Annotated in this window: 16 protein-coding genes; 2 read left to right on the plus strand and 14 right to left on the minus strand. The window is 64.8% G+C overall.

Annotated elements, in window-relative coordinates:
• Positions 1-45 precede the first annotated feature (45 nt).
• The gene (locus CCOY_RS09060) at positions 46-1,083 is read left to right on the plus strand and encodes an HNH endonuclease signature motif containing protein (RefSeq protein ID WP_143028419.1); all 1,038 of its coding nucleotides are present in this window, start codon (positions 46-48) and stop codon (positions 1,081-1,083) included.
• A 72-nt stretch (positions 1,084-1,155) separates the two neighbouring features.
• Here the strand turns inward: CCOY_RS09060 and pdxY are convergent, their stop codons facing one another.
• The 11 genes from pdxY to CCOY_RS09115 form a co-directional block, all read right to left on the minus strand.
• The gene (gene pdxY / locus CCOY_RS09065; protein ID WP_070613979.1) at positions 1,156-2,007 is read right to left on the minus strand and encodes a pyridoxal kinase PdxY; all 852 of its coding nucleotides are present in this window, start codon (positions 2,005-2,007) and stop codon (positions 1,156-1,158) included.
• Between the two features lie 9 nt (positions 2,008-2,016).
• Positions 2,017-3,081: a 2,3-butanediol dehydrogenase gene (locus CCOY_RS09070; protein ID WP_070421350.1), complete on the minus strand. Its 1,065-nt coding sequence runs from the start codon at positions 3,079-3,081 to the stop codon at positions 2,017-2,019.
• A 30-nt stretch (positions 3,082-3,111) separates the two neighbouring features.
• Entirely contained in the window at positions 3,112-4,425 is a 1,314-nt protein-coding gene (locus CCOY_RS09075; RefSeq protein WP_092100447.1) for a hemolysin family protein, read from the minus strand.
• Entirely contained in the window at positions 4,422-4,988 is a 567-nt protein-coding gene (gene ybeY / locus CCOY_RS09080) for an rRNA maturation RNase YbeY (RefSeq protein WP_092100449.1), read from the minus strand. Before ybeY ends, CCOY_RS09075 begins: the two co-directional genes overlap by 4 nt.
• The gene (locus tag CCOY_RS09085; protein ID WP_070421347.1) at positions 4,985-6,007 is read right to left on the minus strand and encodes a PhoH family protein; all 1,023 of its coding nucleotides are present in this window, start codon (positions 6,005-6,007) and stop codon (positions 4,985-4,987) included. The genes ybeY and CCOY_RS09085 overlap by 4 nt, the downstream gene beginning before the upstream one ends.
• 11 nt (positions 6,008-6,018) lie before the next feature.
• Positions 6,019-6,729 carry a 16S rRNA (uracil(1498)-N(3))-methyltransferase gene (locus CCOY_RS09090; RefSeq protein WP_092100451.1) on the minus strand — a complete coding sequence of 237 codons (711 nt, stop codon included), beginning with the start codon at positions 6,727-6,729 and terminating at the stop codon, positions 6,019-6,021.
• Complete coding sequence (gene dnaJ / locus CCOY_RS09095) at positions 6,726-7,859, minus strand: molecular chaperone DnaJ (protein ID WP_092100453.1); 1,134 nt, start codon at positions 7,857-7,859, stop codon at positions 6,726-6,728. Before dnaJ ends, CCOY_RS09090 begins: the two co-directional genes overlap by 4 nt.
• A 10-nt stretch (positions 7,860-7,869) precedes the next feature.
• On the minus strand, positions 7,870-8,886 hold the full coding sequence (gene hrcA / locus CCOY_RS09100; protein WP_167594529.1) for a heat-inducible transcriptional repressor HrcA: 1,017 nt from the start codon (positions 8,884-8,886) through the stop codon (positions 7,870-7,872).
• Between the two features lie 7 nt (positions 8,887-8,893).
• Positions 8,894-10,012, minus strand: coding sequence for a radical SAM family heme chaperone HemW (hemW, locus tag CCOY_RS09105; RefSeq protein ID WP_167594530.1), 1,119 nt, complete (start codon positions 10,010-10,012; stop codon positions 8,894-8,896).
• 14 nt (positions 10,013-10,026) lie between these two features.
• Positions 10,027-10,695 (minus strand): hypothetical protein, encoded by a 669-nt coding sequence (locus CCOY_RS09110; protein WP_070829423.1) that lies wholly within the window; start codon positions 10,693-10,695, stop codon positions 10,027-10,029.
• Positions 10,696-10,780: 85 nt separating this feature from the next.
• A complete protein-coding gene (locus tag CCOY_RS09115; protein ID WP_092100459.1) occupies positions 10,781-12,619 on the minus strand; it encodes an AMP-dependent synthetase/ligase in 1,839 nt (612 codons plus the stop codon).
• Between CCOY_RS09115 and malQ the strand changes: the two genes are divergently transcribed.
• Positions 12,618-14,771, plus strand: a complete 2,154-nt coding sequence (gene malQ / locus CCOY_RS09120; RefSeq protein WP_425284092.1) for a 4-alpha-glucanotransferase — start codon at positions 12,618-12,620, stop codon at positions 14,769-14,771. The two genes, CCOY_RS09115 and malQ, sit on opposite strands and share 2 nt — an antisense overlap.
• Here malQ and CCOY_RS09125 read toward each other — a convergent pair.
• From CCOY_RS09125 to CCOY_RS09135, 3 genes are read right to left on the minus strand one after another with little or no spacing between them, the layout of a single operon-like run.
• Complete coding sequence (locus CCOY_RS09125) at positions 14,768-15,040, minus strand: hypothetical protein (protein ID WP_070421342.1); 273 nt, start codon at positions 15,038-15,040, stop codon at positions 14,768-14,770. The two genes, malQ and CCOY_RS09125, sit on opposite strands and share 4 nt — an antisense overlap.
• On the minus strand, positions 15,041-16,057 hold the full coding sequence (locus CCOY_RS09130; RefSeq protein WP_143028420.1) for a trypsin-like serine protease: 1,017 nt from the start codon (positions 16,055-16,057) through the stop codon (positions 15,041-15,043).
• Positions 16,058-16,087: 30 nt separating this feature from the next.
• Positions 16,088-18,049 carry a M3 family metallopeptidase gene (locus tag CCOY_RS09135; RefSeq protein WP_092100463.1) on the minus strand — a complete coding sequence of 654 codons (1,962 nt, stop codon included), beginning with the start codon at positions 18,047-18,049 and terminating at the stop codon, positions 16,088-16,090.
• Between the last annotated feature and the right edge of the window lie 9 nt (positions 18,050-18,058).

Genomic DNA, 18,058 nt, shown 5'->3' on the forward strand with positions numbered 1-18,058 from the left:
TGTGGGGTCTTGTGGGGGTTGCGGTGGGTTTCTAGCGTCGGGTGCATGGATTTTTTGGAGTTTTGTCAAGCGGGCGTGGGGATGCTCGCCGGGTTCTCGCGGGAGGCCGCAGTTGCAGCTGGCTTATCGACGACACGAGCGCGCGACCTCGCCCGCGTCTTCGATACGTACTATGGCCCGACCAAGTTCACGCGCAAGCAGGCTGATGCGCTGGCGTTGGCGGAGGGGTTGCCGATCGACCAGTTGGTGCTCATCGAGAAGAAGTTGGTTGTGGTGGGCTCGGCTGCTGAGCGGTGGCGCATCCGGTTGGATCTGGTGCGGCATCGTGGTTCGTTTCGCTCGTTGTCGAAGCGCATCAGCAGGCTTATCGATGTCCCCGTGACCGCCCCCAAACCCTCCTGCCGGTTCACGCGCTCGCGTGAGGGCATGCGTACCATGACGCTGACGTACAACGAGCGCGATCTGGCCGACTTGGAGCACACGCTGCGTTCCATGATCGATGAGGATCGGCCGGCTGCGGAGCAGATGGCCGGCTCACTGTTCCGCCTGTTGCGCGAGGGCGGCGGGGTGCCGCGCGCGGCGCTGCGGCCGATGATTTTGGTGCCGATCCAGGCCTACACCCGCATCATGGACGGCTGCGGCGACGACGTCGAACTTGTACTTACCGACGGCACCACGATGACCGGCGCCGAGTTTCTCACCCGTGAGTTCGGCGACGTGCTCGAGGTGGCCGCCTTCCACCCGCAGAAAGGTGCGGTGAACCTGTACCGGACGCAGCGGCTGGCGAATGGGAAGCAGCGGACGATGTCGAAGTTGATGTCGCCACGTTGCGCCTTCCCCGACTGCCGGCATTCCGCCGAAACCACCCAAACCCACCACATGCACGCCTGGAAGCACGGCGGGATGACCAACATAGACAATCTGGCGCAACTGTGCGCCTACCACAACGGAGTCAACGACGACGACCGGTGGCGGGCGATCCGCGGGCACATCGACAACCCGAACGGGCGCATCTGCTGGATCGCACCCAACGGGACCGAAGTGCCGACCGTGACGGGGGCGATGGAGCTGCTGTTCGACTGATCGATTCACCCGGCCCCGAAAACGCGAAAAACCCGCCCGGGTGAGCGGGTGACGCGGTGTGCCTGAAACCGGTTAGAGGGCTTCGACCTCGAACTGGAGTTGCGGGTTGGCGTAAAACTCCTGGGCCTCGACGAGCTGGAGTTCGTTGGTCTCGGCCTCGAAGGTGAGGCGCAGCATGTCGTAGACCGAGGAGGCGGTCTTTGCCAACGCGTCCTTTGCGTCGTGGCTGCGCACGTAGTGGCCGGTAAACAGCGCTGCAGTAACATCGCCGGAGCCGTTGCGCTTAAACGGCAGGCGCGGGGTGCGCACGATCCACTTGCCGTTGTCGTCCACGGCGATCATCTCGATCGCATCCTCGGGCGTTTCGGGGCGCTCCACCGAAGTCACCAGCACGGTCGACGGGCCCATCTCACGGGCCGCGTCCACGGCGGCAAGGGTCGAATCCAGGTCGGTGACGTCGCGCTCGGTGAGGTAGCCCAACTCGAACTGGTTCGGCGTAATGATGTCCGCCGCCGGCACGATCGTCGAGCGGAACAGCGGCGGGATCGTATCCGCCACGAAGCAGCCCGACTTCGCCGAACCCATCACCGGATCGCACGCATAGAGCGCATCCGGGTTTTCAGCCTTGATGTCGCGCACGGTGCTGACGATCACGTCGGCGATTTCCGGGGAGGCCTGGTAGCCGGTGAGGATGGCGTCGATAAGCGGGAACGCATTGCGGTCGCGGATGCCCTTGAGCACCGCCGCAACGTCGGCGGCCGGAATGATCGGCCCCTCCCACGCACCATAACCCGTGTGATTGGAGTAGTTCACCGTGTACACCGGCCACACCTCGTGGCCGATGCGCTGCAAAGGAAAGACCGCCGCCGAGTTGCCAACATGGCCAAACGCGACGGCGGACTGGATCGAGAGAATATTGCTCATAGGAGCATTTTAGAGCTCCGGCGACACCAGAATCTTCACTGCGGTCTCGTTGCGGTTAATCAGGGTGTCAAAGCCCTCGTCGACGACACCGTCGAAGCCGATCTTGCCGGTGATGAACGGCTTCAGATCAATCTTGCCGGACTCCACCAACTTGATGGTCTGCGGGTGATCGTGGGCGTAGCCGATGATGCCGCGGATGGTCAGTTCCTTCATCACGAGCGCGTGGATGTCCAGCTCGGCCTTCTTCGACCAGATGGACTCGACGACCAGGGTGCCCTTGAGCTTCAGGCAGTCGATCAGCTGGTCGAGCACGACGTTGACGGAGGTGCACTCGAATGCGACGTCGACGCCCTTGCCGTCGGTGATCTTGTCAACCTCTGCCTTGAGGTCGGTTGCGCTCGGGTCGATCGCGTAGTCGGCGACACCTGCGTCAAGCGCCTTCTGGCGACGCAGCTCCGAGAGCTCGGAGACGATAACCGTCAGGCCGTACGCCTTCGCTACAGCAGCGGTGAGGACACCGATCGGGCCAGCGCCACCGATCAGGGCGACGTCGCCTTCCTTCGCCTCAGACGCAACGAATGCGTGGTGGGCGACAGACAGCGGCTCGATGAGCGCAGCCTCGTCGAGCGGAACATCGTTGGAAATCGGGTGAACCCAGCGACGCTGCACAGCGATCTTCTCGGAGAGGCCGCCGCCACCACCTGCGAGGCCGATGAAGTTCACGTCCGGGTGGAGGTTGTACGGGCCCGGCTCCTTCGGGTCGACGTCGTCCGGCAGGACGTACGGCTCGACGACAACGTGCTGGCCGACCTCGAGGTCGTCGACACCCTCGCCGAGCGCCGAAACAACGCCGGAGAACTCGTGGCCGAGGGTGATCGGCGGCTCCTCACCGGTGATGGGGTGCGGATGGCCAGGCTTCGGGCAGAAGATCGGGCCTTCGAGGTACTCGTGCAGGTCAGTGCCGCAGATGCCGCACCAGGCGACGTCGATGAGCACCTCTCCCTTGCCTGCAACCGGGGCGTCGATTTCCTCGACGCGGATGTCCTTCTGGCCGTAGTAGCGAACTGCTCGCATGGTGGAACTCCTTTCGGTTGGTTACAGGTGCTACGATACCCCGTTTTCGGGTTCCTCGCCGACGGCGACGAGGACGGTCCGGGTCTTGATGCGCCCGCGTCGGTCGCGGCCGCCTTCTGCGGTGTAGCGGATGCCGTCGCGCAGGATGGAGGCGCCGGGAAGGGGCACGCGGCCGAGTTCGTACGACAGCAGGCCGGCGACGGTGTCCACATTGTCGACGACCTCCTCCGAGTACTCCAGCGTGTAGTCGAGGTGGTCGGCGAGGTAGTGCACGAGGTCGTCGAGAGGCAGGCGCGCTTGGACGCGGAAGACGCGCTCGTCGATTTCTTCGATGGGGGCTTCTTCGTCTTCGTCGTATTCGTCGGTGATCTCTCCGACGATTTCTTCAAGCAGGTCTTCCATGGTGAGCAGGCCTGCGACGTTGCCGAACTCGTCGATAACCACCGCGATGTGGGTGTTCTGCTGCTGCATCGCGCGCAACAGCAGGTCGAGCGGCTTGGAGTCCGGGATGAACATCGGTTGGCGCATCAACTCGGTCAGTGGCGTGTTCGGGTCGACGGGCGCGCCGCGGTCGGTGAACATGTCTTTGAGGTAGGCGACGCCGATGATTTCGTCGACGTTTTCGCCGATGACGGGCACGCGGGAGTGGCCGGAGCGCACCATGAGTGCGGTGGCTTGGCGGGCGAGTTTTTCGCCTTCGATCCACACCATTTCGGGTCGCGGCACCATGACTTGGCGGGCGGTGGTGGAGGCGAGGTCGAAGATGTTTTGGATCATGCGGCCTTCGGTGGTTTCCACCACGCCTTTTTCTTGGGCGACTTCGACCATTTCGCGCAGTTCGATTTCGGTGGCGTATGGCCCGTTGCGGAAGTCTTCGCCTGGGTGGAACAGGTTGCCGATCCAGATGAGCAGTTTCGCCACTGGTCCGAGCACGGTGTGGAAGATGTGCAGGCCTTGGGCGGATTTGAGCGAGATGGTGTACGGGTTACGTTTGCCGGCGGTGCGTGCGAACACGCCGATGATGGAAAATTGCAGCAGCGTCACGACGATTACCGCCACCGCAATCGCCCACGCATCTGACGCGATGACGTCCATGGCCAGCATCGCCGCTGAGACTGCCGCCATGACATCTAAGACGGTGCGCAGCAGCACGAGGGTGTTGATGTGATTCGCGCGATTATCGACGACGCGCAGCAACGCATCTGCACCCGGCGTCTCATCCTTGACCATGCCTTCCACGCGGGCACGCGAGATGGGGGCCAGGGCAGATTCGACGGAACCGAGCAGGCCGGAGAGCAGTAGCGCAACGACGGTGATCGTTGCGAAGGTGATGGTGAGTGTCACTCGGCGCCCTTCATCAGCTTGTCTAGCTCGTCGCGGTCAGCTGCGGACGGGAAGGCGTGCGGGCCGGTCGGCTTCGGCTGGTATGCCACCCCGCGGCGGGCCAGGTCGTCGTACCAGTCGGCGAGGATCTCGTTTTGCAGCGCGAACATTTCCCGTTCGTCTTTCGGCTCGATGTGGTCGTAGCCGAGCAGGTGCAGCACGCCGTGGACGGTCAGCAGTGCCATTTCGTGGGCGAGGTCGTGGCCGGCCATCTCTGCCTGTTTGCGGTCGTAGGCCGGGCACAGGATGATGTCGCCGAGCATCGCAGGCCCCGGCATGTCCGCGTCGGGCCGTCCCCCACCCGGGGTGAGCTCGTCCATGGGGAAACTCATCACATCGGTGGGGCCTTCGAGGTCCATCCAGCGGACGTGGAGGTCGGCCATGGTGGCTTCGTCGACAAGCGTGATTGTTGCTTCGGTGTCGGGGTGGACGTCCACGGCGCGTAGGGCGTAGGAGGCGACGTCGATAAGCATTTGCTCGTTGACTTCCGCCTCGCCGGACTCGTTTAAGACTTCAATGCTCACTGCGCTGCCTCCGCTTCGCGCTCTGCTTCAATCTTCTGCTGCCGCTTTTCGTAGCGCAGCGCGTTCTGGGCATCGTGGTGGTCGTAGGCGGCCACGATGCGGGAAATCAGGTGGTGGCGCACAACGTCGTCGGCGCGCATCTCCTGGAACGAAATGTCCGGAATGTCGCTCAAGATACGACGCGCCACACGCAGGCCCGAGACGGTGCCGCGCGGCAGATCCACCTGGGAGGTATCACCCGTGACCACCATCTTCGAACCAAACCCGAGGCGGGTGAGGAACATTTTCATCTGGGCGCCGGTGGTGTTCTGGGCCTCGTCAAGGATGACGAACGCGTCCGACAGGGTGCGCCCGCGCATGTAGGCCAGGGGCGCGACCTCGATGATGCCGGCCTCGATGAGTTTCGGGATGGCTTCCGGGTCCATCATGTCGCGCAGCGAGTCGTACAGCGGGCGCAGGTACGGGTCGATCTTGTCGGAAAGCGTGCCGGGGAGGAAGCCGAGTTTCTCACCGGCCTCTACGGCGGGACGCGTCAGGATGATGCGTTTGACCTGCTTGTTCTGCAGTGCCTGCACGGCCTTCGCCACCGCAAGGTACGTCTTGCCGGAGCCGGCAGGCCCGATACCGAAGGTGATCGTGTTCTCGTCGATCGCATCCACATAGCGGCGCTGACCGGCAGTCTTCGGGCGGATAACCTTGCCGCGCCGCGCAATGATCTCCTCGCCGAGGATGTCCGCGACCGAGCCGGGGGCTTCCATCTCCATGAGTTTCACCGCCTCCACGACGGTGTCAGGGCGAAGCGGCACCCCGCGGCGCGCCATGGACTCCAGCTCCTCTACCACGCGCAGCGCGTGCGCCACGTGGGCGGCCGTGCCGCGCACCGACAAGGTGGTGCCGCGGGCGTGGAAACTCACGTCCAGGTAGCGGTCCAGTAGTTGGAGGTTGTTGTCGTTGATGCCGAGGACGGATTGTGCGTACGCCGAGTCGAGTTCGACCTTGCGCGTCACCATTTCTTCCATGTGCGTTTACCCTACCAGCGGTTTGTCAGCGCGCCGATCGCGCTGAGCGCCGCGAACGCTGCTGTTGCGGTGCGCAGGACTTCGGGGCCGAGTTTCACGGCGTCCGCGCCGAGCAGTTCGAGTTCGTCTTGCCCGATGCCGCCTTCGGGGCCAACGATGAGCCAGATGTCCTCGCCGAAGGTAACCTCACGCAGCGCTACGGTGGCGTCTTCATGCAACACGAGCGCGTGACGCTCGTCCCTCGCATCACGCAGTATTTCGGACAACTGGTTCGTGGTCACCGGCTCGTGGATCTCGGGCACCCACGCGCGGCGCGCCTGCTTCGCGCTCGACAGCGCTTGCGAGCGCCACTTTTCCACCTGTTTCGCCTGCTTGTTCGCCGGCCAGCGCGCAATCGTGCGGTGCGAAATCCACGGCACGATCGCGTCCGCCCCGCCTTGGACTGCCAGGTCGACGGCAAGTTCCGCACGCTCACTTTTCGGGATCGCCTGCACAACCGTCACGCGCGGCGTGGGACGCTCCACGAACTCATGCTTATCGACGACCCCCTCAACCCTTGAGGCATCCACCCGCGTAACGGTGATTTCGGCGCGGTTGCCGGCGCCGTCGAAAAGCATGATGCGCTCACCCGGCTGGATGCGCTTGACGTGGGCGTGTTTGGCCTCGGGGCCTTCGATGATGCCGGAGGTGGGGTCGTCGCTAAGAAAATAGGGCAAGCTCATCGGCGGAAACGATCACGCATCCGGGAGAAGAAACCATCGCCGTGCTCGCCGCCCTCGGAGTGGATCTTGGGGTCCTCCGGGTGGCCGGCGCGCAGGTCCTCGAGCGCGGCGCGCTCCTCGTTGGACAGTGCAGTAGGCACGGTGACCTCGATATGGGCGATCATGTCGCCGGCCCCCTCCTGGCGCAGGCGCGGCATACCCTCGCCGGAAAGCACGACGCGGTCGTCCGGCTGGGTGCCGGCGGGGACCTCGATGCGGGTCTCGTCGCCCGTGAGATTCTCCACGGTGAGCTCGGTGCCCAGCGCCGCGTCATACATGGGCACAGTCAGGCGCAGGTGCAAGTCGTTGTTGTCGCGCACGAACACCGGGTGCGGCTCGACGTGCACCTCGACGTACAGGTCGCCGGCGGGACCGCCGCCGTGGCCGACCTCGCCCTGGTCCGCCATGCGGATGCGCATGCCGTTATTAATGCCGGCCGGGATGTTGACCACCAGGTCGCGGGTGGCGCGCACGCGGCCGTCGCCGGCGCACTGGGCGCACGGGTCGGTGATCACTTCGCCGAAGCCATGGCACTTGGGGCACTCGCGGGTGGTCATCACGTTGCCCAGGAAGGACTGCTGCATCTCCTGGACCGCACCCTGGCCCTGACAGACGTCACAGGTCACCGGCTTGGCTTCAGACTTGGAGCCGGAGCCGTGGCACTTGTCGCACAGCACCGCGGTATCCACGGTGACGTCCTGCTTCACGCCCGTGAACGCCTCCGCGAGCGTGATCGAGGTGCGCAGCAGCGCGTCGTTGCCCGGCTGCACGCGCGAGCGCGGCTGGCGAGCACCACCGCCGCCGCCGAAGAACGCCTCGAAGATATCGCCGAGGCCACCGCCGCCGAAACCGGCGCCGCCCATGCCGCCGCCGGCCTCCATCGGGTCGCCGCCGCGGTCCACGATGGAACGCTTCTGCGGATCCAGCAGCACCTCTTGGGCTGCTGCGATCTCCGCGAACTTCTCGGCGGCCTCCTCGGACGGGTTCACGTCCGGGTGGTACTTGCGTGCGAGCTTGCGGTACGCCCGTTTGATCTCCTGCTCGGTGGCGTCCTTGTCCACGCCGAGGATGCCGTAGTAATCGCGAGCCATATCTTCCCTTCTATTCACCCCGCAGTGTGCGGCTGATGTAACGAGCCACGGTGGCAACCTTCTGCATGGTACCGGGGTAGTCCATGTGGGTTGGACCGACTACCCCGAGGCCGCCGAGTGCTGCGTCGCCTGCCCCGTACGCTGTTGTAACAATTGAGGCGCTGGATAATTCCTCGTCTTCGTTTTCGCGGCCGATGCGCACGGAGACACGTTCGAGTTCTTGGGCGCCGGCGAGCAGTTTCAGTACGACAACTTGCTGCTCGAGGGCGTCGATGACGTCCTGGAGGCCGCCGGAGGGCACGAGCAGGTTTGAGGAGCCTGCGATGATGAGGCGGTCGGGGGCGGCGTCGACAAGTGTGGTGATGAGCACTTCGGCGGCGCGCGTGGTGGGTTCGGTCAGGTGCGGCGGGGCGCTGACGGCCACGCCGGCGAGGGAGGCGGACGCGTCGCGCATGGTCTTGCCCACAAGTGCGTCGTTGAGGAGGTCGCGCAGGATGCGCACGCCGTCGTCGCCAATTGGCGCGGCGAGATCAACGTTGCGTTGGTCAACGCGGCCGGCGTCGGTGATCAGCACGAGCAGCAGGCGCGTTGGTGTGAGTTCGACTACCTCACAGTGTTTCACGCGCGAGGCGGACAGGTTCGGCAGTTGCACCACGGCGGCTTGGTGGGTCAGCTGCGACAGCAGTTGCACGGAGCGGCGTAGCACGTCTTCGAGGTCCACCCCGTCTTCGAGGAAGTCCAAAATCGCGTGGCGCTCGGCGGCGGACAGTGGCTTGACGTCGTGGAGCGCATCCACGAACTTGCGGTAGCCGGCCTCGGTCGGGATGCGCCCGGACGAGGCGTGCGTCTGCGAGATGTAGCCCTGCTGCTCAAGCACCGCCATGTCGTTGCGGATCGTGGCCGACGACACCCCCATGTTGTGCCGCTCCACCAGCGCTTTGGATCCGACGGGTTCTTGGCTGGCGATGTAGTCCGCCACGATCGCCCGCAGCACCTTTTGGCGCCGCTCGTCTGCTGCGCTCATGATCGCCTCCTTACTCGGCTGCCAGGATATCGGTGATGATGCCGTCTGCAAGCAGTCTGCCGGTATCCGTCACGCGCAAGCGCTCTCCCCGCTCTAGGAGCCCCGCGCGCACATGCTTATCGACGACCCCACGCGCCCGATCCCCAACCCACCCGGCCGGAATCCCCTCACGCAGGCGAAGCCCGAGCATGATCGCCTCCATGTGGGCTTCGTCTGCGGTGATGGTTTCGGTGTCCTGGATGGGCAGGGTGTCGTCGTGAAGCAATTGCGCGTAGCGCTCGGGTCGCTTGACGTTAAAGAAGCGCTCGCCGTCGACGAAGCTGTGCGCGCCGGGGCCTGCGCCCCACCAATTCTGGTTGTGCCAGTAGATGAGGTTGTGGCGACACTCGCCGCCGGGTTTGGCCCAGTTGGAGACCTCGTACCAGTCGTAGCCGTTGGCCTCCAGTGTTGCGGCGATGATCTCGTAGCGGTCCGCGTAGACGTCCTCTTGCGGCGCGGGCAGTTCGCCGCGGCGGATCTTGCGCGCCATGGCGGTGCCATCTTCCACGATGAGCGAATACGCGCTGACGTGGTCGACGCCGGTTGCAAGGATGGCATCCAGGGTGCGGCGTACGTCGTCGTCGGTTTCGGTGGGCGTGCCGTAGATCATGTCCAGGTTCACGTGCTCGAACCCGGCCGAAAGTGCCTCGCGGGCGGCGGCGACGGCGCGGCCCGGGGTGTGCTGGCGGTCCAGGACTTTGAGCACCGGTGTGGAGGCGGACTGCATGCCGAGCGAGACGCGGGTAAAGCCAGCATCGCGCAGGCCCGCGAAGTAGTCGGGGCTAGTGGATTCCGGGTTGGACTCGGTGGTGATCTCCGCGCCGGCCACGATGCCGAAGGTGTTGCGGATGGCGCCCAGGATGCGGCCGAGGCCTTGCGCGCCGAGCAGGCTCGGGGTGCCGCCGCCGATGAACACGGTTTGGGCTTCCGGCAGGCCGCGGGCGGCGGCGAGCTCGAGTTCGCGCTCCAGCGCGTCGAGGTACTGCGCGTGCGAGGAATCCACCTCGGTGGGCGTATACGTGTTGAAGTCACAGTAGCCGCAGCGCGTCGCACAAAACGGCACGTGGATATACACGCCGAAGGAATCCATCACGGAACCCCCACCTAAGCCCCGCGCAGAGAACGCTTCGCCGCCACCTTCGCCACAATGCGGTCGATGCGGGCGCGCTCCTCCAAAAACTCCGGCGGGTTGGATCCGCGCATCGTGCGCACGAACGCCGGGTGGTCCAAGCAGACGGTTTCCACCCAGCCGATCACGGCTTCCTCGACGATCTCGCCGACCCGCGCGTACAGGTGCGGAAGCGAGACCACGCCGAGTTCGCGGGCGACCATGTCGGTCTGCTCGAGCGTAAACGAGACGATCTCCTCCAAGTGCTGCACCACCAGTTCGGTGCGGCCAACGAGCGCGTCGTGCATCGTCTGCACCGAGAACGGCGCTTTCAGTGGGAAGAGGTCTTTGAGGCCGGCGGCGTCGAGAAGTTCAGGCTGCGGGATGCGCTCCTCTGGACGCACCCCCACCGACAGGTAGCCGGCGGCGCGGCCCGAGGTGAGCGCTTGGCGCAGGCCGATTAACTCGGCGACGATGCGGCGGGCGTCCTGGCGGGCGTCGTCGACAATCTCCTCGAACTCTGCCAGGCAATCTTCAGTGAGCTCACCGTCATAGTCCGCAATCGACTCGGCGACGTGCTCGATGTACTCCGCAACCTCGTCACCGATGTTGTAAATCTCCTGGGTAAGTTCACGGTGACGCAGCACGGCTGCAGTTTTGTGCACGGCGTGAACCCCCTTAAAACGGACTGTGGAAGTGACAAAACGGGATGCTATGTCACACCGTGAGCCGATGAGGGTAGGCGCGCCGTTAACGCTGATACAGCTTGTCGATGTCCTCCTGGAAACGCTGGAACACCACATTGCGCTTCACCTTCATCGTCGGCGTCATCTCGTCGTGCTGCTCCGACAAGTCGCGGTCGAGGATGCGGAACTTCTTAATCGCCTCCGCGCGCGAGACGGTCGCGTTTGCCATGTTCACCGCGTCTTGCACCTCGGCGCGCAACGCTGGGTCCTGCGCAAGGTCGGACACCTTCTTGTTCGCCGGAATGTTGTGGTTCGCCTTCCAACGCTTCAGTTCCTCCTCGTCGAGGGTGACCAGCACGCCGACGAACGGTTTGCCGTCGCCGACCACCAACGCGTTAGAGATCAGCGGGTCCTGGCGGATGATCTCCTCCAGCGGGCCCGGGGAGATGTTCTTGCCGCCGGCGGTGACGATGAGGTCCTTCTTACGGCCGGTGATGGACACGAAGCCGTCCTCGTCGACCTCGCCAAGATCGCCGGTGTTGAACCAGCCATCCGTAAGCGCTTCCTCGGTTGCGGCCGGGTTGCGCCAGTACTGGGAGAACACGCCGGGGCCTTTGAATTCGATCTCGCCGTCGTCGTTAATCCGCACCGAGTAGCCATTGACCGGGCGGCCAACGGTGCCGATCTTGTTGCTGTGCGCGTTGTTCACACACGCCGCCGCACACGTTTCGGTCAGGCCGTAGCCCTCGTAGATCGGCACGCCCATGCCACGGAAGAAGTGCGACAGGTCCGAGCTCATCGCCGACCCGCCGGTGATGCCGTACCAGACGGAACCACCCATGGCCTCCTTGATCTTGGCGTAGACCAGTTTGTCGTAGAGCTTCACCTTCGCCTTTTGCACGCGCGACGGGCCGTCCGGCGTATCCAGCGCCTTGGAGTACTCAATCGCGGCCTTTTCAGCTTCGAGGAAGATGCGCTTGCCCACCGCAGACCCGTCGGCGGCCTTGTTGTACGCACCCTCGCGCACCTTTTCAAACACGCGCGGCACGCCGATGACCAGGTTGGGACGTGCGCGCTGCAGCTCCACGGTCAACGTCGAAGTATCCGACCAGTGCGACTGGGTCGCGCCCGAAATCGTCCACGCCAGCGCCACCGCGCGCGCGAGCACGTGCGCCAGCGGCAAAAACGTCACCATGCGCTGGCCCGGGAAGGACACGGAGCCGATCTCGTTTTCCAGCAGCGCCCACGCCTGGTACGCCCAGTTGCCGTGGGTGATCTCCACACCTTTGGGGCGGCCGGTGGTGCCGGAGGTGTACACGATGGAGCCCAGATCGGGGTGGCGGGTGGCGGCAACGCGGTCGTCGATAAGCGACTGCTCCACCTCACGGCCCTCAAACTTGATCTGCTCCACGGCGGCCGAGTTGAACTCGTAGATGCGCTGCAGCTGCGAGGTCGAGTCGGCCATGCGCGGGGTGCCGTCCTCGCCGAGGAGGAACGGGCTCATAAGCATGGTGTGGTCGCGCGTTTCCGTGAACGCGATTTTCGCGCCGGAGTCTTCGAGGATCCACTGGATTTGGTGCATCGACGACGACGGGTAAATCGGCACAGATGCGGCGCCGGCGGCCCAGATGGCGAAGTCGAGCAGCGCCCATTCGTAGCGCGTGCTGGACAGGATGGCCACGCGATCGCCGGGTTCGATACCTGCGGCAACAAGGCCCTTGGCTACGTCGTAGACCTCTTGCAGGAACTCCCCTGCCGTGACCGATACCCATTCGTAGTTGCGGGGGCGCGAAAACAGCACGAGGTGCGGGTGTGTCTCGCACGTCTCGATGAGCCGGTTCAGACACGTGTCGGTGTCTTTGAGGGTGAATCCAAGTTCCGTCGTGTGAGAAGTCGATGGCATGGTGCCCAACATTACCGACGTTTTGGCAGAATGCGGAAGCGTGACCAACGTGGAACTGCTGCACGCCCTCGCCGAGTCCTATGGCTTTGGCACCTCCTATCGCGCGACTGACGGCCGGATGGTGTCGCCGCCGCCGGAGTCGTTTGTGGCGTTGTTGCGGGCGTTGGGACTTTCGCTTGACGACGACCCCACCGACGAGGAACTCCACTTCCACCTCGATGCCCGGCGCGAACACTGGGCGACGCGCCCCTTGCCGCCGACGGTGGTGGCCACCGAGGGACACGAGCAGCACTTCAACGTGCACGTGCACGACGGGCACCCGGCGCATTGTTGGATCCGGCTGGAGGATGGTTCCTCGCGGGAGTGCTACCAGGATGAGAATTGGGCGCCGCCGTTTACGGCTTCAGATGGTGTGGTGTGGGGCGAGGCGACGTTTCATACGCCTGGGGATCTGCCGCCGGGCTGGCACGAGCTGCACTTGGAGTCGGACAATTTTGATGCGGTGTGCACGTTGCTCGTGGTGCCCGATTGCTTGTCGACGAACTCCCGTGTCGTCCAGCACCCCGTCTGGGGCGTGATGGCGCAGTTGTATTCGGTGCGCTCGGCTGCCTCGTGGGGGTTGGGCGATTTTGGGGATCTGGCGTTGCTCGCGGAGACGGTCGCCGCGCAGGGGGCCGATTATTTGCTGATCAATCCGGGGCACGCCGCCCAGCCGGTGCCGCCGGTGGAGGATTCGCCATATTTGCCCACCTCGCGCCGGTTTATCAACCCGCTCTACATCGCGGTGGAGCAGGTGCCGGAGTTCGAGCTGGTGGACGACAATCTTCGTGCGGCGATCGCCGAGTTGGCCGCGCCGTTGAAGGACCTGAACACTTCGCCGGCGCCGCTGGATCGCGACCGGGTGTTCGCCGCGAAGTTGGCGGCGCTGCGCGAGCTGTTCTGGGCCTCGCAGGCCGATGCCGCGCGCACCCACGACTTTGAGCTGTTCTGTCTGGACGAGGGCGAGGGCCTCCGCGAGTTTGCCACCTGGTGCGCCGCCCAGGCAGCCGAGTCGGAGCACCACCCGGAGCACCACCCGGAGCATCGCTCGCGGCACGCCGGCGACGACATCGAGGACCTCGTGCAGTTCTACATGTGGCTGCAGTTCATCGCCGACGAGCAGCTGCGCCTCGCCCAGGAGCGTGCGAAGGCTGCCGGGATGTCGATCGGCATCATGACGGACCTTGCGGTGGGCATCCACCCTGGCGGCGCGGACGCGGCGACACTGCGCGAGGTGTTGGTGTCCGATGCGTCGGTGGGAGCTCCCCCGGACCAGTACTCGCAAAAAGGCCAAGACTGGTCGCAGCCGCCATGGAACCCGCAGCAGCTCGCCGAGGCCGGCTACGGGCCGTGGCGCGACCTGTTGCGCACGGCGCTGCGCCACAGCGGCGGGATCCGCGTCGACCATGTACTCGGACTGTTCCGCCTGTTCTGGGTGCCGCGCGCCGGCACACCCGCTGGCGGGGTGTACATGAACTACGACTTTGAGGCCATGGTGGGCACCCTCGTGTTGGAGGCGCAGCGCGCCGGGGCAGTCGTCGTCGGCGAGGACTTAGGCACGTTCGAGCCGTGGGTGCAGGACTTCCTTCGCGACAAGGGCATTTTGGGCACCTCGGTGCTGTGGTTCGAATCCATCCCGCCGGGCGTGCCGCGCCCCTCGCAGCAGTACCGCCACCTGGCGCTTACGGCTGTGGGCACGCACGACCTGCCGCCCACCGCTGGCTACCTCAAGGGTGCACACAACGAATTGCGCCATGAGCTCGGGCTTGTCGACGACCCCGTGGAGCACCTCAACGCCACCGACCGCACCTGGATCGACCAGGTGCTGTCACTCGCGAAGGAGGAAGGTGCGCTGACCTGCGCCGGGGACACTGACGCACTGATCACGGGACTGACTCGCTTCGTCGCCTCCACCCCATCGGCGATGACGTGTACGAACCTGGTGGACATGGTTGGCGACGAGCGCATTCAAAACCAGCCCGGCACCAACGGCGAGCAGTACACCAACTGGCGCATGCCGCTTTGCGACGCCACCGGCACCCCCGTGCTCATCGAACACCTACCGGAGATGGAGTTGTTTAAGGCGGTGGCGGAGGCGTCGATACGCAACTAAAGCGCGCCGATCACCGCAGCAACAATGACAAGAGCGATGAGCACCCACATTGCTTGGGTCACCCGCGACTGCGGGTACTTACGCTGCGGCTTGGGCAGCTGTTGATCCTGCTTGCGCAGCTCTTCAGGGTTGGCCATGGTGCCCAAGCCTAGACCGAGCCGGTCGACGACCCAAAGCAGCACATAGGACACCGCCGCGCACGCCGGCAGCGCCAGCACCACAATCAGCGGCACCTGCAACCACGGGCTCAACCCCATTAACCAGCCCATTTAGACCGCTTTCAACGCCATCATCACGATCGGGCTCACCGCGGCAACAACCACCAAAATGCCGATAATGATCCCGATAACTTGCGACGCCGACGGGCCCGACGGCGCCTGCTCCACCGCCTTCTGCCTTGGTGCCACCGTCGGCACACTCGTCGGCGTCGCGGCACCAGACTCAAACGTCGCCTGCGCAGGCGTCCTTCGCGGCACCAAGGTCGGCGTCAACGTGATCGTGCCACCCGGCGGGTTGGTGATCGTCGTGGAGTAGCGCAGCGAATACTGGTACTCCAAAAAGTCGTCGAGCTGCTCCTCCCCGTACACCGGGCCACTGTCGAGCGAACTGGCGCGCTGGAACCCAATCAACTGATGGTTATCCTCGCCCGCGACATAGTTCGCGCCCGAGATCACCCCCACCAGGCCGCGGCCCGGGATGTACACCGGCCCACCGGAGTCACCTGGCACCGGCATCTTCGGCGCGTCGAAGTACGTGGTGTTTTCAACCGTGCCGACGAACTTGCCGCACGTCGAGGCATCCGAGCGCCCATGGGTGGAGTACCCGCGGAAGCAGATCGTGTCGGTGCTGCTGATCTTTTCCACCGGCACAACCGTCCCGCCATACGGGTTGCCGCCAACACGAACGTCTTCGAACCAGTAGATCACCGCCCAGTCGTTGGCGGACGTCTTCGGCGAATACGCCCGCGCGGGGAAGATCAACCCTGCGGGCTCGTCGATTTGTTTGCCGGCGCTATCTGCAAGGTAGACCAGCGCACCCTGGGGGAAGTACTGCTCGTTTTGTACCACGCAGTGGGCGGCGGTGTAACTGCGACGGTGCTCGACGTCGTTGAAACCAAGCGTGCAGGCAGTGAGGCGGTCCGAGCCTAAATTATCGACGAAAATCCGCCCACCCTGCGCCGCATTCAACGCAGGCGAAGCAGGCGCGACTGCAGGAACCACCGACGCCGCAAGCGTCGTGGCAACCACCGCAGCCGCGCACCAATGCTTCACACTTCCGCGGGACATGCCGCCAGCGTAGCGCAGGCCGTTAACCGGCTATGCCGATACGTCGGAGCCCGCCAGGCCGCGACGCTCCAGCAGCGGACGCGTGTCCTTGTCGCGGCCACGGAACGCACGGTAGGCCTCGGCGTAGTCGCGCGAGGACCCCTTGGACAGGATGGTCTCGCGGAACTTCGCGCCGGTGTCGCGGTTGATGCCTTCCTGTTCGACCAACTGGTAGCCGTCGGCGTCGAGAGCTTCTGCCCACAGGTAGGAGTAGTAGCCCGCCGAGTAGCCGCCGGCGAAGATGTGGTTGAACCAGGTGGAGCGGTAGCGCGGCTCGAGCCCGTCGATGTCCAGGCCAACCTCGCGCAGGGCTTCTTCCTCGAAGGTTTGGATGTCGGACGGGGTGTCCTCGGTGATCGAGTGCCACGCCAGGTCGATCGCGCTGGCCGCGAGGTACTCGGCGGTGAGGAAGCCCTGGCCGAACTGACGCGAGGCCTTCAGGGCGGCAAGTTGTTCGTCGGAAATGACCTCGCCGGTGTCCACGTGGCGCGCGTAGTTGCGGGCGATCTCCGGGGCGAACGCGTAGTTCTCGTTGATTTGGGAGGGGAACTCCACCCAGTCGCGCGGCACGTTGGTGCCGGAGTTCGACGGGTAGCGCACGTCCGACAGCAGGCCGTGCAGAGCATGGCCGAACTCGTGGAACAGGGTGGTCACTTCGTCGATAGTGAGCAGGTTCGAGGTGATCGACATGACGTTGACCACCACCGGCTTCGTGCCCGCCAGGTGCGACTGGTCCACAAAGGAGCTCATCCAGGCGCCGCCGCGTTTCGACGAACGCGCGTTGTAGTCCGTCAGCAATAACCCAATGCCAGTGCCGTCTTCTTCCTTCACCTCCCAGACGTCCACGTCGTCGCGGTAACCGTTGAGGTCCTCGCGCTTTTCCACCGTGATGCCGTAAAGGAGGTTGGCGGCGTAGAACACGCCGTCGGTGAGCACCTGCTCGAGCGGGAAGTACTTGCGGATCTCCGCTTCGTCGATGCCCAGTTCCTGCTCGCGACGCTTCGCCTGCCAGTAGGGCCAGTCCGCGCCGTCGAGGTCTTCACCGGCGAGTTCGGAGGCGAGCTTGCGCTCCGCCTCGGCGTTCGCAGCGGCGGCAGGCGCCAGGTCCGCGATCAGTTGGCGGGCGGCGGCCGCGTTGCCTGCGGTCTCCTCGGCGATGACGTAGTCGGCGTGCGAATCGAAGCCGAGCAGCTTCGCACGCTCGAGGCGCAGCTTCACCGACTCGGCGACGATGTCGGCGTTGGTGTCGCGGCCGCGGGCGCGGGAGGCGTCGAAAAGCTTGTGGCGCGCGCCCGAGTTTTCGAGTTCGGCCTGCAGGGACTGGGTGGTCGGCAGTTCGATCGGCACGACGAAGCGCTCGCCGTCCTGGTAGGCCTCGATCTGTGCCTCGGACAGGCCCTCAAGTTCCTCGCGGGTCAGTTCCACGGCGAGTTTCTTCGTATCCGCCAGCAGGTTGCGGCCGAAGAGTTCGGACAGTTCGGACAGGCGCTGGTTGATCTCCTGCAGGCGCGTCTTGCCGGCCGCGTCCAAATCGGCGCCGCGGCGTGCGAACCGGCGCTTGAGTTCGTCGTGAAGCCGCTGCGATTCCTCATCCTCCGGCGTCGTGACCTGCTGGATGCGGGAGTAGAGCTCGCTGTTTTGGTAGATCGAGTCCACGTGCGCAGACAACTTCGGCACGATCCGGTCGGCGACGGCGTCGAACTCGTCGGTGGAATCGGTGCCCTGCAGGTTGAAGAACCACGCCATGACACGGTCCAGGTCCGCACCGGCGAGCTCGAAGGCCTCGACGGTGTTCTCCCAGGTTGGGGTGTCTTGGGTGGTGATGTCCGCAATTTCCTGCGCGTGGTTGACCAACGCCTGTTCAAAGGCGGGTTCCACGTGCTCAAGCCGGATTGCGGCGAAGTCCGGCAGGTTGTAGGGCAACGTCGATGGCGCAAGCAAAGGATTTGTCATGCGCGACAG

The organism is Corynebacterium coyleae (assembly GCF_030408635.1).
Taxonomy (GTDB): domain Bacteria; phylum Actinomycetota; class Actinomycetes; order Mycobacteriales; family Mycobacteriaceae; genus Corynebacterium; species Corynebacterium coyleae.

Coding starts and splice junctions, on each gene's coding strand:
- CCOY_RS09085 (WP_070421347.1), bottom strand. CDS start 6,007: ATGGAAGAAATGGTGACGCGCAAGGTCGAACTCGACTCGGCGTACGCA.
- CCOY_RS09115 (WP_092100459.1), bottom strand. CDS start 12,619: ATGCCATCGACTTCTCACACGACGGAACTTGGATTCACCCTCAAAGAC.
- hemW (WP_167594530.1), bottom strand. CDS start 10,012: ATGGATTCCTTCGGCGTGTATATCCACGTGCCGTTTTGTGCGACGCGC.
- pdxY (WP_070613979.1), bottom strand. CDS start 2,007: ATGAGCAATATTCTCTCGATCCAGTCCGCCGTCGCGTTTGGCCATGTT.
- CCOY_RS09060 (WP_143028419.1), top strand. CDS start 46: ATGGATTTTTTGGAGTTTTGTCAAGCGGGCGTGGGGATGCTCGCCGGG.
- CCOY_RS09130 (WP_143028420.1), bottom strand. CDS start 16,057: ATGTCCCGCGGAAGTGTGAAGCATTGGTGCGCGGCTGCGGTGGTTGCC.
- CCOY_RS09135 (WP_092100463.1), bottom strand. CDS start 18,049: ATGACAAATCCTTTGCTTGCGCCATCGACGTTGCCCTACAACCTGCCG.
- malQ (WP_425284092.1), top strand. CDS start 12,618: ATGGTGCCCAACATTACCGACGTTTTGGCAGAATGCGGAAGCGTGACC.
- dnaJ (WP_092100453.1), bottom strand. CDS start 7,859: ATGGCTCGCGATTACTACGGCATCCTCGGCGTGGACAAGGACGCCACC.
- CCOY_RS09125 (WP_070421342.1), bottom strand. CDS start 15,040: ATGGGCTGGTTAATGGGGTTGAGCCCGTGGTTGCAGGTGCCGCTGATT.
- CCOY_RS09090 (WP_092100451.1), bottom strand. CDS start 6,729: ATGAGCTTGCCCTATTTTCTTAGCGACGACCCCACCTCCGGCATCATC.
- CCOY_RS09070 (WP_070421350.1), bottom strand. CDS start 3,081: ATGCGAGCAGTTCGCTACTACGGCCAGAAGGACATCCGCGTCGAGGAA.